Source organism: Variovorax saccharolyticus (assembly GCF_030316765.1).
Taxonomy (GTDB): Bacteria; Pseudomonadota; Gammaproteobacteria; order Burkholderiales; family Burkholderiaceae_C; genus Variovorax; species Variovorax saccharolyticus.
This window is the reverse complement of the sequence record NZ_JASZYT010000006.1, coordinates 67876-81718: the sequence shown is the minus strand read 5'-3', so window position 1 is coordinate 81718 and position 13843 is coordinate 67876. Positions and strand designations below refer to the sequence as shown.

Genomic DNA, 13843 nt, shown 5'->3' with positions numbered 1-13843 from the left:
GCGCCTCAGCTGGCGAGCGGCTGGTCCGCCGGCAGGAAGCGCTCGAACAGGTCGTCGATGAAGGCGCCGCCGACCGTCGCCGACGGTGCGGCCGTCAGGTAGAGCCCGCGCCAGCGCGGCGCGCGCGGGCCGCGCGGCGCGGCGAACAGCCGCAGCGCCACCACGCGCAAGCCGGGCTGCAGGGCCCGGAGCTGCTCGATGAAGACGTGGATGGCGCGCCGGCGCGACGGGTCCTGCTGGTCGCGCAGCAGCGCCATGCGCACGGCGTGAAGCTGCGCGGCCAGCAGGCCGAAGATGTCGTCGAGCCGGGCGCCGGCATCGAGGGCGGCCGGCCCGTGGTCCGCCAGGCGGTGGCCCAGCGCCTGTTCGAGCGCGTCCGCCGGCAGCGCGTCGCGCATCGCCGCATAGCCTTCCAGCTGCTCCAGCCCGGTGACGACCAGGTACACCGGCAACTGGACGCGCAGCTGCTCGGCCACTTCGTCGACGCGCTGGCGCAGCCGGGTCGCCAGCGCTTCTGCGGCGCCGGCTTCGCCGAGCATCGTCGCGGCCGCGACGCAGGCCACGATGCCGTTGAGCGGCAGGCGCTCGCGCCGCTCCGCCAGTTCGAGCAGGGCGCGGTGCCAGCGGCCGCGTTCGCGGGGGTCGGCCGCATCGCCCAGGGCTGCCGGACCGATCTCGATCGCGATCGTCGAATGCAGAAAGTGCCAGCGCCAGAAACTGTCGTCGCTGCCGGGCACGGGGGCGGCCGCGCCAGCGCCCCCCAGCAGGCCCGGCAGCCGGGCCGGGGCGTCCCCGAGGAACATGAACCACGGGATCGCGTAGAGCGAGTGGCGCAGCGCCTGCGGCGCCGGAGCATGCTGCGCCGCGCGGCGGGCGCGGGCCATCGCTTCTTGCATGCCGATCAGGTCCAGGGGCGCAGGCGGCGCGGCCTGGGCGTCGAGCGCCGCGATGCGCTGTCGCAGCCGGCGACGCCGTCCTGTTCGGCCGGAGGCCAGCAGGAACCACCACAGCGCCAGGAGGGCCAGCAGGCACAGCGCCAGCAGGCTCCAGAAATGAGGCGGCAGGGGGAGCTCGGCGTTCATCGGGCAAGCGCGTTCAGCGCGGCACGGTTTGAAGGAAGACGACCTCGGCGATCACCCGGGCGCCGAACTCGCCTTCGGCCAACGATTCGCGCAGGCGCTGGAGATAGGCCGATGCCAGTTCGAAAGGCGGCCGGTCGGCCGCCTCGGCGAAGGGCATGGGCGAGGACAGCGCAGTCACCAGCACGGTGCCGAAGGGCGGGGCGACCAGCCAGCTCGACGGGATGGCGCGGCCGAGCTGGATGGCCTCGCCGGCGCGCAGCCGCAACTGCACCGGCCCGGCGTTGAGGTGCATCACGGCGCCGTCGGCCGTGTAGTAGTCGACCCACAGGTAGCCCTCTCGCTGCGCGTTCACGACCTCGATCAGCACCGGGTCGCCTTCCCGCAGGCGGCCGTTCGGCGCCGTGGGGGTGGCGATGGACAGGCCCAGGGCCTTGTCGCGGTTGCGCGCCTGGTAGGGCTTCAGCAGCGCCAGCACCTCGCAATGCGGCCAGATCCGAAGCTGGAGGTCGACCTCGGCGGCGCTCACGCCCGGCAGGGCCAGCAGGTCGCGCTGCACCTGGGCCATCTCCTCGGGTTGCGAGACGAAGCCCTGGATCCGGGTCGAGCCGTCCGGCGCCACCGTGGCGACGAGGTCGGCACAGGCATAGGTCTGGAGCTGCCGGTCGACGCGCTGGGCCAGGGTCGGCGTCGTCTCCTGCGGGCTGGCCAGCACGAACCAGAGCAGGTAGGCGAGCGGCAGCAGCAAGGCCAGCGCAGCGCCGGCGCGCAGGAAGGCGCGTTCTCGCCACTGCGGGTCGCGCGGGCCGGGCGGATCGGGCACGCCGTAGGGCTGCGGCGTGATGCGTTCCGGCGCCAGGCCGTCGAGCCGGGCCGGCCGCAGCGCGAGCTGCTCGCCATGCAGGGACTTGAGCTTGCCGAGCTCGCCGCCATCGCCGTGCTCGAAGTAGTACTGGCCCTTGAACCCCAGCGCCAGCGCATGCCAGTAGACCTCGCGGACCTCGTCGTCGCCGGCCGCCAGCGCCGACAGGTGATGGAAGAACTCGGTGTGCGCGTTGTTGGAATTGAACAACTGCTGCTGCAGCGGCGTTCCCTCGCGGGCCTTGCAATCGGGATGCCGCGCCAGGATCTCGTCGATCCAGGCGACCATCGCGAAGCGGGCCGATTCGATCGCCGGGGCCGGCTGCCCGAGCGCCCGGGCGGCCTCCCGGGCTTGCGCCAGCAGGTCGAGCGCCTCGCGGCGGGCGGTCTCGCAGTCGGGCTCGGCCCGGCCCGCCGCGATCGATGCATCCAGCGCCAGTCCGAAGGTGACGAGGCTGGAAAAGCAGTCGAGCAGGCGAGCCATTCAGCGCCCGCGGCTAGGCGTCGAGGGTGATCGGAGGAGCTCTGCGGTCGCACCCGCCTCGATGGCACATGCCCATGTCCCCGGTCGTTTTTGGATATGAAACATTCTTTCATTGCCGCATGGCGGCGCCATATCGCTTGGGAGCTATGTCGTTCGGGGAGCAAATTGCGCCTTGATGTGCGTCTCTTTCACCGTTATCGTCGGCCTGCCTCCACTCACCCATCACGCTGGGAAAACCCATGAAAATCCTGATCGCCGACGACCACCGGCTCGTCATCGAGGCGGTCAAGGCCAAGTTGTCGGAACTCGAGGCCGGCATCGACTTCGTCCTGGCCATGAGCGTCGACGAGTTGCTCGCCGGGGCCTCCGATGACCTCGACCTGGCCGTGATCGACTTGAACATGCCCGGTGCCGAGGGCCAGGCCCACATCGACGAGATCCGGCGCCGCCATCCCGTGGTGCCGGTCATCGTGCTCTCGGGCTACGAAGACCCCGCCGTGATGCGCAGCGCACTCGAGCGCGGCGTGCTGGGCTTCATTCCCAAGGCCTACTCGCCGGAAGTCATGCTCTCGGCGGTGCGCCTGGTGCTGGCCGGCGGCGTCTACGTGCCGCCGATGATGCTGTCCTCGCTGCCGCCCGGCGTGGTCGCCGGGATCGCCGGCGCGGGCCCGGCCGGCGAGGCCCTGCCGCGCGGCTCGTCCGCGGCGGCGGCCCAGACCCTGGAGCACCTGCGCAACGTGCTGACCGAGCGCCAGGTCGAAGTGCTGCAGCTGTTGTCGCAAGGCAAGCCCAACAAGCTGATCGGGCGTGCGCTCGGCATCAGCGAAGGCACGGTCAAGATCCACTTGGCGGCGATCTTTCGCGCGCTCAACGTGCGCAACCGCACCGAGGCGGTGGTCGCGGCCCAGACCGTGACCGAAGCCTAGACCGCGTACTTCTCTTCCAGCGCGTCCAGCACCGGCTTGCCGACCAGCCGCTGGCGTTCCGCGAAGCTCGCCACCAGCGCCGGGTCCTCGTCGATGCGGCGGTGTACTGGATGCAGTGGTCGCGGTCTGCCTCGTTGTTCAGCGGGCCCTGCTTGTCGATGATGCGGATGCAGGCCTCGTGCGTGCGGATGGTGATCTTCTCGATGTCCGCGACCGTCCTGCCTGGTGGCCCAACGCGCGCGAGAGCTGCTTCAAGCGCCTGCCGGGGATTGAACTGCTCCAGACATCATGGTCGCTCCACCTATCATCCGTCGCGTGAACTCCCAAAGCATCGACCTTTCCCACTTCGACGCCGCGATCGTCGACCTCGACGGCACCATGGTCGACACGCTTGGCGACTTCGTCGTCGCCCTGAACCTCATGCTGGACGACCTGGCGCTGCCGGCGGTCGATGCGGCCCGCGTCGAGACCATGGTCGGCAAGGGTTCGGAGCATCTGATCCAGTCGGTGCTGCGCCATGTCGGCGCCGAGGATGCGCTCTACGAGCGCGCCTGGGCGCGTTATCAGCACCACTACCTGGCGATCAACGGCCAGCATTCCGAGGTCTACGAAGGCGTCGCCAAAGGGCTGGCCGCCTTGCAGAAACGAGGCCTGCGCCTGGCCTGCCTGACCAACAAGCCGACCGCCTTCGCCCTGCCGCTGCTGGCCACCAAGGGCCTTGACGCCTACTTCGAGCAGGTCTTCGGCGGCGATGCCTTCGAGCGCAAGAAGCCCGATCCGCTGCCGCTGCTGAAGACCTGCGAGGCGCTAGGCACAGTGCCGGCGCGCACCCTCATGGTGGGTGATTCGAGCAACGACGCCAAGGCGGCGCGCGCCGCCGGCTGTCCCGTGGTCCTCGTCAGCTACGGCTACAACCACGGCGAGCCGGTGCGCGGCGTCGACGCCGACGGCTTCGTCGACTCGCTGCTCGAACTGGGCGCTCAGGATGATTTGCCCAGCAGCGCGTCCTTGAGCTTGTAGTCGGCGGGCGTCGGCCCGATCCAGATCCGCAGCAGCGCATTGAAGAAGGCCTGCTCCTTGATCGGCTCGCCCTGCGGCACGCCGCGCACCGTGACCAGGCTGCCGCTGCCCGGGATCCAGTCGACCGTGAAGCCGTCGCCGGCCTTCAGCATCTTCTGGTCCGCGAACATCTGGCCCATGCGCAGCAGGCCGGGGATCAGCTGCGACATCTCGCTCTTGGGCGAGTTGTCCTCGACGCCGCGCGTGAACAGCTTGCCGAGCTCGTTGGCATCGATGTCGCGCAGCATCGTGATGGTCACTCGCTTGGGCCCTGGCGCGGCCAGCACGTCCTCGACCGTGTCGGCCTTCTTGCTCAGGTAGAGCCCCGCGGTGTAGACCTTGAACACCGCCTTGTAGCGCACGCCGGCGCCGTTCAGCAGCAGCTTGCTGCCGCGCAGGTCGAGGGTGTCGTCGAGCTTGACCCCCGCCACGTCGACCTGGGCGGCCGATGCCGCGAAGGACGCGAGCGCAAGGGTGGACAGCGCGAGCAGGCGCCGCAGGTGGAAGAAGGGCATCAGGGTCTCCGTAGGCCGCAGGAATTTTTTAAAGAACCGCAATGTATCTTTTTGTATGTGGCTTGTCCCTGGGCTAAACTCCCGATTCACATGTTCATTCATCACGTCACTCAGACAGGTCAAGGCAGCCGGGGAGCCTGGCCTTGGCGCACGCCATCGTCGTTGCCTGTTTGATTGCACGGCGCACGCCGTGCGCCCGCGGCCTTCAGTTCACCTGAACCGGCCAACCAGAATGACCCCGCCAGCGACCATCGAAGCGTCCGCTGGCCGACGGAGACCCCACCCGTGATCACCGAACTCGAATTCAAGAGCCTCAGCGCGCAGGGCTACAACCGCATCCCGCTGATGGTCGAGGCCTTTGCCGACCTCGAAACGCCTCTTTCCCTCTATCTCAAGCTGGCCTACACCAAGGACAGCGGCAAGCACAGCTTCCTGCTCGAATCGGTGGTGGGCGGCGAGCGCTTCGGCCGCTACAGCTTCATCGGCCTGCCGGCGCGCACGCTGCTGCGGGCCAGCGGCTTCGGCGCCGACGCCCTGACCGAGGTTGTAACGGACGGCAAAGTCGTGGAAAAAGCCCATGGCAACCCGCTCGATTTCGTTGCGGCCTACCAACAGCGCTTCAAGGTGGCGCTGCGTCCGGGCCTGCCGCGCTTCTGCGGCGGCCTGGCCGGCTACTTCGGCTACGACACCGTGCGCCATATCGAGAAGAAGCTCGAGAAGAGCTGCCCCCCCGACACCCTGGGCTGCCCCGACATCCTGCTGCTGCAGTGCGAGGAGCTGGCGGTGATCGACAACCTCTCGGGCAAGCTCTACCTGATCGTCTATGCCGACCCGGCGCAGCCCGAGGCCTATGCCAATGCCAAGCGCCGGCTGCGCGAACTGCGCGACCAGCTCAAGTACTCGGTCAGCGCGCCGCAGGTGAAGGCCAGCCAGGCGCACCCGGCGCAGCGCAGCTTTGCCAAGGCCGACTACCTGGCGGCGGTCGAGCGCGCCAAGGAGCTGATCGCGGCCGGCGACTTCATGCAGGTGCAGGTCGGCCAGCGCATCAGCAAGCGCTACACCGAGTCGCCGCTGTCGCTGTACCGGGCGCTGCGTTCGCTCAACCCGTCGCCCTACATGTACTACTACCACCTGGGCGACTTCCACGTGGTGGGCGCCTCGCCCGAGATCCTGGTGCGGCAGGAGCACACCGGCGAGGGCGAGCAGAAGATCACGATCCGCCCGCTGGCCGGCACCCGGCCGCGCGGCGCCTCGCCCGAGCTCGACCGCGCGGCCGAGGTCGAGTTGATCAACGACCCCAAGGAGCGTGCCGAGCACGTGATGCTGATCGACCTGGCGCGCAACGACATCGGCCGCATCGCCAAGACCGGCACGGTGAAGGTGACCGAGGCCTTCGCGGTCGAGCGCTACAGCCACGTGATGCACATCGTCAGCAACGTCGAAGGCACGCTCAAGGACGGCATGACCGCGATCGACGTGCTCAAGGCCACCTTCCCGGCCGGCACCCTCACGGGCGCGCCCAAGGTGCATGCGATGGAGCTGATCGACCAGCTCGAGCCGACCAAGCGCGGCCTCTACGGCGGCGCCTGCGGCTACATCAGCTATGCCGGCGACATGGACGTCGCGATCGCGATCCGCACCGGCATCGTCAAGGACCAGATGCTGCACGTGCAGGCCGCGGCCGGCGTGGTGGCCGACTCGGTGCCCGAACTCGAATGGAAAGAGACCGAGGCCAAGGCGCGGGCGCTGCTGCGCGCTGCCGAGTTGGTCGAAGAAGGGTTGGAATGATGAGCGACGAGAACAACAACGACTTCTCCCACGAGATCATCGGCGCCGCGGTCGAGGTGCAGCGGGTGCTGGGCACCGGCCTGCCCGAAGCGGTCTACGCGGCCGCGCTCGAGATCGAACTCGCCGAGCGCGAGATCGGTTTCCAGCGCGACGTGCCCGTGGCGGCCAGCTACAAGGGCCGTTCGCTGGGCGAAGTCTGCCGCGCCGCCTTCGTGGTCGAGCAGTCGGTGGTGGTCGAGCTCAGGGCGGTCGATGCGCTGACCGACCTGCACCGCGCGCAGGCCCAGGCGGCCGTGCGGCTGTCGGGGCTCAGGCTGGGCCTCCTGATCAACTTCAACGTGTTCCCGGTGGTGAAGGGCGTGCACCGGATCGGAGTCAAGCCATGAAGCTCCTGATGATCGACAACTACGACAGCTTCACCTACAACCTGGTGCAGTATTTCGGCGAGCTCGGCGCCGAGGTCGAGGTGCATCGCAACGACGAGATCACGCTCGAGGGCCTGCAGGAGCGCATCGCCGGCGGTGTCGACCGGCTGGTGGTCTCGCCGGGGCCGTGCTCACCGGCCGAGGCCGGCGTCTCGGTGGCGGCGATCCAGGCCTTCGCGGGCAAGTTGCCGATTCTGGGCGTCTGCCTCGGGCACCAGGCGATCGGCGCTGCCTTCGGCGGCAAGATCATCCGTGCCCAGCAGCTGATGCACGGCAAGACCAGCGAGATCACGACCACCCGTGAAGGCGTCTTCGCCGGCCTGCCCGAGAAGTTCAGCGTCAACCGCTATCACTCGCTGGCGATCGAGCGCCAAAGCTGCCCCGAGACGCTCGCGCTCACCGCCTGGACCGACGACGGCGAGATCATGGGCGTGCGCCACACCGGCTTCGCCCATGCGGTGCGCGTCGAAGGCGTGCAATTCCACCCTGAATCGATCCTCACCGAGCATGGCCACGCGATGCTCAAGAACTTCCTGGAGTGACGCCAATGAGCCATCCCTCGTCCAAGGTCGTCGACCTGCGCAGCGACACCGTGACCCAGCCGACCGACGCCATGCGCGCCGCCATGCTCGCGGCGCCGCTCGGCGACGACGTCTTCGCCGACGACCCCAGCGTCAACGCGCTGCAGCGCCAGATCGCCGAGCTGCTGGGCTTCGAGGCGGCGCTGTTCGTGCCCACCGGCACGCAGAGCAACCTGTGCGCGATCCTCTCGCACTGCCAGCGCGGCGACGAGTACATCGTCGGCCAGCAGGCGCACTGCTACCGCTGGGAAGGCGGCGGCGCGGCGGTGTTCGGCAGCGTGCAGCCGCAGCCGCTCGACAACCAGCCCGACGGCACGCTGGCGCTGGACGCGATCGAGGCCGCCATCAAGCCCGACGACGCCCACTTTGCGCGCACCCGGCTGCTGGCGCTCGAGAACACGCTGGGCGGCAAGCTGCTGCCTTTCGCCTACGTGGAGCAGGCCACGCAACTCGCGCAGGGCAAGGGGCTGGCGCGCCACCTCGATGGCGCCCGGCTCTTCAACGCCGCCACCGCGCAGGCGGCCGCGCTCGGCACGGCGGTGCGCGACGAGGCGCGGCGGATCGCCGGCTGCTTCGACAGCGTGTCGGTCTGCTTCAGCAAGGGCCTGGGCGCGCCGGTCGGCTCGGCCCTGTGCGGCTCGCGCGAGTTCATTGCGCGCGCCCACCGCATCCGCAAGATGGCGGGCGGCGGCATGCGCCAGGCCGGACTGCTGGCCGCGGCCGCTTCCCATGCGCTCGAACACCACGTCGATCGCCTGGCCGACGACCATGCGCTGGCACAGCGCCTGGCCCAAGGCCTGCAAGGCATCGACGGCCTGCAGGTCGAGCTGCCGCAGACCAATCTGCTGTTCGTCGACCTGACGGGCGCGGCGCGCTCGCGCTCCGGCGAGCTGCTGGCCCACCTGAAGGAACACGGCGTGCTCGCCACCGGCCTCTACCGGCTGCGCTTCGCCACCCACCTGGACGTCGACGCTGCCGGCATCGACCGCGCGATCGGCGCGATCCGGAGCTTCTTCCGTGCCTGACGCCCATTCCCTGCTGCTGTTCGTCGCCGCCGGACTGCTGCTGAACCTCACGCCGGGGCCCGACGTGCTCTACATCGTGAGCCATTCGCTGCGCTCGGGCGCGCGAGCCGGCATCCTGGCGGGCTTCGGCATCACCGCCGGCTGCTTCGTCCACATCATCGCCGCGGCGCTGGGCCTGAGCGCACTGATGGCCGCCTCCAGCACCGCCTTCACCGTGCTCAAGTGGGTCGGCGCCGCCTACCTGCTGTGGGTCGGCGTGCGGATGCTGTTTTCCCGGCCTTCGGGCGCCGCGCCGGCCCTGGCCGCGGCCGTCCCGGCGAACGCGAAGAGCGTGTTCCTCGGCGGCTTCTGGACCAATGCCCTGAACCCCAAGGTGGCGCTGTTCTTCCTGGCCTTCGTGCCGCAGTTCATCGCGCCCGGCACCGACGACAAGGCGCTGGCCTTCTTCCTGCTCGGCGTGCTGTTCAACTTCAACGCGATCTTCGTCAACGTTGCGTGGGCGCTGGCGGCCGGCTGGACCGCGCGCCGCGTCGGCCTGGTGCAGCGCGGCATGCACTGGCTGCAGCGCGGCGCCGGCGCGCTGTTCGTAGGCTTCGGCCTTCGCCTCGCGCTTTCCGATTCACCGCTGGCGCCGCCAGCCATCCACTAGAGAGACAAGCACCATGGCCATCACTCCCCAGGAAGCCCTGCAGCGCACTGTCGAGCACCGCGAGGTGTTCCACGACGAGATGCTGCACATCGTGCGCCTCATCATGAGCGGCGAATGCTCGCCCGTGATGATGGCGGCACTGATCACCGGCCTGCGCGTCAAGAAGGAAACCATCGGCGAGATCACCGCTGCCGCGCAGGTGATGCGCGAGGTCGCGACCAAGGTGCCGGTGGCGGACACCACGAACCTGGTCGACATCGTCGGCACCGGCGGCGACGGCTCCCACACCTTCAACATCTCGACCTGCACGATGTTCGTCGCCGCGGCGGCGGGCGCCAAGGTCAGCAAGCATGGCGGGCGCAGCGTCAGCAGCAAGTCCGGCAGCGCCGACGTGCTCGAGTCGCTGGGCATCAACATCAACCTGAAGCCCGAGCAGATCGCCAAGTGCATCGCCGATGTCGGCATCGGCTTCATGTTCGCGCCGAACCACCATCCGGCGATGAAGAACGTGGCCCCGGTGCGCAAGGAACTCGGCATCAAGACCATCTTCAACATCCTCGGTCCGCTGACCAATCCGGCCGGCGCGCCGAACATCCTGATGGGCGTGTTCCACCCCGACCTGGTCGGCATCCAGGTGCGCGCGCTGCAGCGCCTGGGCGCCGAGCATGCGCTGGTGGTCTATGGCCGCGACGGCATGGACGAGGTCTCGCTCGGCGCCGCCACCATGGTCGGCGAACTGAAGGACGGCGAGGTGCGCGAGTACGAGCTGCACCCCGAGGACTTCGGCTTCTCGATGTCGAGCAACCGCAGCCTGCGCGTGGAGACGCCTGAACAGTCGAAGGCGATGCTGCTGGACGTGCTCGACAACCAGCCGGGCCCGGCGCGCGACATCGTCGTGCTGAACGCCGCCGCGGCGCTGTACGCGGCCAACGTCAGCGACTCGATCGCCGCCGGCGTCGAGCGGGCCCGGGCCGCGCTCGACTCCGGGGCGGCCAAGGCCAAGCTGGCCGAATTCGCCGCTGCCACCGGGGCCGCCTGAGGAGGAAGAACAGATGTCGAACACTTTGGACAAGATCGTCGCCGTCAAGCGCGAGGAGATCGCCGCGGCCAAGAAGCGAAGTCCGCTCGAGGCGGTGCGCTTCGATGCCGAGAGCCGCGTGCTGACGCGCGACTTCGTCGGCGCGCTGCGCGCCAAGATCGCCGCCGGCGCGGCCGCCGTCATCGCCGAGGTCAAGAAGGCCAGCCCGAGCAAGGGCGTGCTGCGCGCCGACTTCATTCCGGCCGACATCGCCCAGAGCTACGCCGAAGGCGACGGCGAGGTAAGCGCCGCCTGCCTGTCGGTACTCACCGACCGCCAGTTCTTCCAGGGCGGCGTCGACTACCTGAAGCAGGCGCGCGCCTCCTGCGACCTGCCGGTGCTGCGCAAGGATTTCATCGTCGACCCCTATCAGATCTACGAATCGCGGGCGATGGGCGCAGACGCCATCCTGCTGATCGTCTCCTGCCTCGACGATGCCCAGATGCGCGACTACGAGGCGATCGCGGCCGGGCTCGGGATGGCGGTGCTGGTCGAGGCGCACGACGGCGACGAGGTCGATCGCGCGTTGAAGCTGCGCACGCCGCTGATTGGCGTCAACAACCGCAACCTGCGCACCTTCGAGGTCTCGGTTCAGACCACGCTCGACCTGCTGCCGAAAGTGCCGGCCGACCGCTTGCTGGTGACCGAATCGGGCATCTCGACCCGCGACGAAGTCGCCAGGCTGCGCGCCGCTGGTGTCCATGCCTTCCTGGTGGGCGAGGCCTTCATGCGGGCCGACGAGCCGGGCGAGGCGTTGGCCGAGCTATTCAGATGAGCATTGCCCGGCCGCCCGACCAATTGTTGTCCGCGGACCCTGCCGACTGGCCGGTCGCCGCGGGCTGGCAGCCGCTGGTGGACCCGTTCTTCGCCGCTCCGGTCGGCGCCAAGCTGCGGGGCTATCTGCGCGAGCGGCTCGACGCCGGCGCCGTCATCTTCCCGCCCAAGCCGCTGCGCGCCCTCGAACTGACGCCGCCCGAGGACGTCCGCGTCGTGATCCTCGGCCAGGACCCGTACCACGGCCGCGGGCAGGCCGAAGGCCTGGCTTTCTCGGTCGCGCCGGGCGTGCCCTTGCCGCCCTCGCTGCGCAACATCTTCAAGGAACTCGAGCGCGACCTCGGCACCCCACCGCCGGCCTTTCCGAACCCCGGCGGCAGCCTGGCGAAGTGGGCCACGCACGGCGTGCTGCTGCTCAACACCTGCCTGACGGTGGAAGAGGGGCAGGCGGCCAGCCATTCGGGCCGCGGCTGGGAAGTCCTGACCGATGCGGTGATCCGCCACGTGGCGGAGCGCGAGCGCCCGGTGCTCTTCATGCTGTGGGGCGCTCACGCCCAGAGCAAGCGCGCCCTGATAGATACAAGTCGTCACAAAGTCCTGGTCGCCAACCATCCGTCCCCGTTGTCGGCCCTGCGGCCCCCGCTGCCCTTCATCGGCTGCGGGCATTTCGGCCAGGCTCGCGCCTGGCGCGAGGCGGAATCGTTGGGGTCCGAGCCAGAAGGCGGCTGATTTCGTGCGAGAATCTAAGGCTCTCGGGAAACGGCCCGAGTAGACGGGTTGTGATCGACCAACCCCGAAACTCGTGCTATATTCCGAGGTTCGCCGGAGAGGTGGCCGAGTGGTTAATGGCAGCAGACTGTAAATCTGCCCTCTTACGAGTACGCTGGTTCGAATCCAGCCCTCTCCACCAGCGAAAAATGGATTTTGCAGAGCGCTTGACTGTGACCGTTGCGGCATCCCGGATGGGTGCCACGATGCGGGAGTAGTTCAATGGTAGAACCCTAGCCTTCCAAGCTAATGACGCGGGTTCGATTCCCGTCTCCCGCTCCAGAGGTCCAGGTCAGCGTGAAGCGCAGGTTTTTTGATATCGCCCATTTGGCTCAGTGGTAGAGCACTCCCTTGGTAAGGGAGAGGTCGCGGGTCCGATTCCCGCAATGGGCACCAGTTTTGGGGTTGCAGCCGGCCGGTTGCAACCCCATGTCAGTGTGTTGATCTAGTTATTTTTCGGAGTCGAGAAAATGGCAAAAGGAAAATTCACCCGCACGAAGCCGCACGTCAACGTGGGCACGATCGGTCACGTGGACCATGGCAAGACGACGCTGACGGCGGCGATCGCCACCGTGCTGTCGGCCAAGTTCGGCGGCGAAGCGAAGGCCTACGACCAGATCGACGCGGCTCCTGAAGAAAAGGCGCGCGGCATCACGATCAACACCGCGCACGTCGAGTACGAAACGGCCAACCGCCACTACGCACACGTCGACTGCCCCGGCCACGCCGACTACGTGAAGAACATGATCACCGGCGCCGCCCAGATGGACGGCGCGATTCTGGTGTGCTCGGCCGCCGACGGCCCGATGCCCCAGACCCGCGAGCACATCCTGCTGGCGCGCCAGGTGGGCGTGGGCTACATCATCGTGTTCCTGAACAAGTGCGACATGGTCGACGACGCCGAACTGCTCGAGCTGGTCGAAATGGAAGTTCGCGAACTCCTCGACAAGTACGAGTTCCCTGGCGACGACACCCCGATCATCCATGGCTCGGCCAAGCTCGCTCTCGAAGGCGACAAGGGTCCCCTGGGCGAACAAGCCATCATGAAGCTGGCCGAAGCGCTGGACACCTACATCCCGACGCCCGAGCGCGCCGTGGACGGTACCTTCCTGATGCCGGTCGAAGATGTGTTCTCGATCTCGGGCCGCGGCACGGTGGTGACAGGCGCGGTCGAACGCGGCGTGATCAAGGTCGGTGAAGAAATCGAAATCGTGGGCATCCGCCCGACGGTCAAGACCACCTGCACCGGCGTGGAAATGTTCCGCAAGCTGCTGGACCAAGGTCAAGCGGGCGACAACGTGGGCGTGCTGCTGCGCGGCACGAAGCGCGAAGAAGTCGAGCGTGGCCAAGTCCTGTGCAAGCCGGGCTCGATCAAGCCGCACACGCACTTCACCGCCGAGGTGTACGTTCTGTCGAAGGACGAGGGCGGCCGTCACACGCCGTTCTTCAACAACTACCGTCCGCAGTTCTACTTCCGCACGACCGACGTCACCGGCGCGATCGAGCTGCCCAAGGACAAGGAAATGGTCATGCCGGGCGACAACGTGTCGATCACGGTCAAGCTGATCAACCCGATCGCGATGGAAGAAGGCCTGCGCTTCGCCATCCGTGAAGGCGGCCGCACCGTGGGTTCGGGCGTCGTGGCGAAGATCCTCGACATCTGATCAGGGATTCCACAGGGGTATAGCTCAATTGGCAGAGCGTCGGTCTCCAAAACCGAAGGTTGTAGGTTCGATTCCTACTGCCCCTGCCACCTAGGTGGCCCGCAAAACAAGCCCGTCACGTCCTGACGGGCTTCGGCGTCTGAGACGACGCATTGAATTTGAAGGCC

14 protein-coding genes, 4 tRNA genes and 2 pseudogenes are annotated in these 13843 nt (G+C 68.2%); 15 read left to right on the top strand and 5 right to left on the bottom strand.

Translation table 11 applies throughout. From position 1 onward, the window contains the following. Positions 1–5: 5 nt before the first annotated feature. Positions 6–1082: a type VI secretion system protein gene (locus tag QTI45_RS18920; RefSeq protein ID WP_286655518.1), complete on the bottom strand. Its 1077-nt coding sequence runs from the start codon at positions 1080–1082 to the stop codon at positions 6–8. Positions 1083–1095: 13 nt separating this feature from the next. Continuing rightward, positions 1096–2424, bottom strand: coding sequence for a DotU family type IV/VI secretion system protein (locus tag QTI45_RS18915; protein ID WP_286655517.1), 1329 nt, complete (start codon positions 2422–2424; stop codon positions 1096–1098). A gap of 239 nt (positions 2425–2663) precedes the next feature. Between QTI45_RS18915 and QTI45_RS18910 the strand changes: the two genes are divergently transcribed. Continuing rightward, entirely contained in the window at positions 2664–3350 is a 687-nt protein-coding gene (locus QTI45_RS18910) for a LuxR C-terminal-related transcriptional regulator (protein ID WP_286371975.1), read from the top strand. On the opposite strand, the pseudogene QTI45_RS18905 reads toward QTI45_RS18910, so the two are convergent. Both QTI45_RS18905 and QTI45_RS18900 read right to left on the bottom strand, forming a co-directional pair. After that, positions 3347–3448: pseudogene (locus QTI45_RS18905) on the bottom strand (carboxyvinyl-carboxyphosphonate phosphorylmutase); the annotation flags it as partial. The gene QTI45_RS18910 and the pseudogene QTI45_RS18905 overlap by 4 nt on opposite strands. Further along, a pseudogene (locus tag QTI45_RS18900) lies at positions 3445–3573 on the bottom strand (hypothetical protein); the annotation flags it as partial. The pseudogenes QTI45_RS18900 and QTI45_RS18905, both read right to left, overlap by 4 nt. Positions 3574–3638: 65 nt before the next feature. Between QTI45_RS18900 and QTI45_RS18895 the strand changes: the two are divergent. Further along, positions 3639–4370: a phosphoglycolate phosphatase gene (locus QTI45_RS18895; protein WP_286655516.1), complete on the top strand. Its 732-nt coding sequence runs from the start codon at positions 3639–3641 to the stop codon at positions 4368–4370. On the opposite strand, the gene QTI45_RS18890 is transcribed toward QTI45_RS18895, so the two are convergent. Continuing rightward, positions 4331–4924: a chalcone isomerase family protein gene (locus QTI45_RS18890; protein WP_286371973.1), complete on the bottom strand. Its 594-nt coding sequence runs from the start codon at positions 4922–4924 to the stop codon at positions 4331–4333. The two genes, QTI45_RS18895 and QTI45_RS18890, sit on opposite strands and share 40 nt — an antisense overlap. A 285-nt stretch (positions 4925–5209) precedes the next feature. Here QTI45_RS18890 and trpE point away from each other — a divergent pair, with 285 nt between their 5' ends. From trpE to QTI45_RS18825, 13 genes are all read left to right on the top strand, one after another. Beyond that, entirely contained in the window at positions 5210–6712 is a 1503-nt protein-coding gene (trpE, locus tag QTI45_RS18885; protein WP_286655515.1) for an anthranilate synthase component I, read from the top strand. Then, positions 6712–7098: a GxxExxY protein gene (locus QTI45_RS18880; RefSeq protein WP_286655514.1), complete on the top strand. Its 387-nt coding sequence runs from the start codon at positions 6712–6714 to the stop codon at positions 7096–7098. The genes trpE and QTI45_RS18880 overlap by 1 nt, the downstream gene beginning before the upstream one ends. Next, on the top strand, positions 7095–7679 hold the full coding sequence (locus QTI45_RS18875) for an anthranilate synthase component II (protein WP_286655513.1): 585 nt from the start codon (positions 7095–7097) through the stop codon (positions 7677–7679). Before QTI45_RS18880 ends, QTI45_RS18875 begins: the two co-directional genes overlap by 4 nt. A gap of 5 nt (positions 7680–7684) precedes the next feature. Continuing rightward, a complete protein-coding gene (gene ltaE / locus QTI45_RS18870) occupies positions 7685–8743 on the top strand; it encodes a low-specificity L-threonine aldolase (protein WP_286655512.1) in 1059 nt (352 codons plus the stop codon). Further along, a complete protein-coding gene (locus QTI45_RS18865; RefSeq protein ID WP_286655511.1) occupies positions 8736–9392 on the top strand; it encodes a LysE family translocator in 657 nt (218 codons plus the stop codon). The genes ltaE and QTI45_RS18865 overlap by 8 nt, the downstream gene beginning before the upstream one ends. 13 nt (positions 9393–9405) lie before the next feature. Further along, positions 9406–10431, top strand: a complete 1026-nt coding sequence (gene trpD, locus QTI45_RS18860) for an anthranilate phosphoribosyltransferase (protein WP_286655510.1) — start codon at positions 9406–9408, stop codon at positions 10429–10431. Positions 10432–10444: 13 nt separating this feature from the next. Next, complete coding sequence (gene trpC, locus QTI45_RS18855; protein ID WP_286655509.1) at positions 10445–11245, top strand: indole-3-glycerol phosphate synthase TrpC; 801 nt, start codon at positions 10445–10447, stop codon at positions 11243–11245. Continuing rightward, positions 11242–11973 (top strand): uracil-DNA glycosylase, encoded by a 732-nt coding sequence (locus QTI45_RS18850; protein ID WP_286371965.1) that lies wholly within the window; start codon positions 11242–11244, stop codon positions 11971–11973. The genes trpC and QTI45_RS18850 overlap by 4 nt, the downstream gene beginning before the upstream one ends. A gap of 95 nt (positions 11974–12068) precedes the next feature. After that, positions 12069–12154 (top strand) — tRNA-Tyr (locus QTI45_RS18845). A 66-nt stretch (positions 12155–12220) separates the two neighbouring features. Next, a tRNA-Gly gene (locus QTI45_RS18840) sits at positions 12221–12294 on the top strand. A 39-nt stretch (positions 12295–12333) separates the two neighbouring features. Beyond that, a tRNA-Thr gene (locus QTI45_RS18835) sits at positions 12334–12408 on the top strand. 74 nt (positions 12409–12482) lie between these two features. Then, entirely contained in the window at positions 12483–13676 is a 1194-nt protein-coding gene (tuf, locus tag QTI45_RS18830) for an elongation factor Tu (RefSeq protein ID WP_286370942.1), read from the top strand. A gap of 13 nt (positions 13677–13689) precedes the next feature. Next, a tRNA-Trp gene (locus tag QTI45_RS18825) sits at positions 13690–13765 on the top strand. Positions 13766–13843 lie beyond the last annotated feature (78 nt).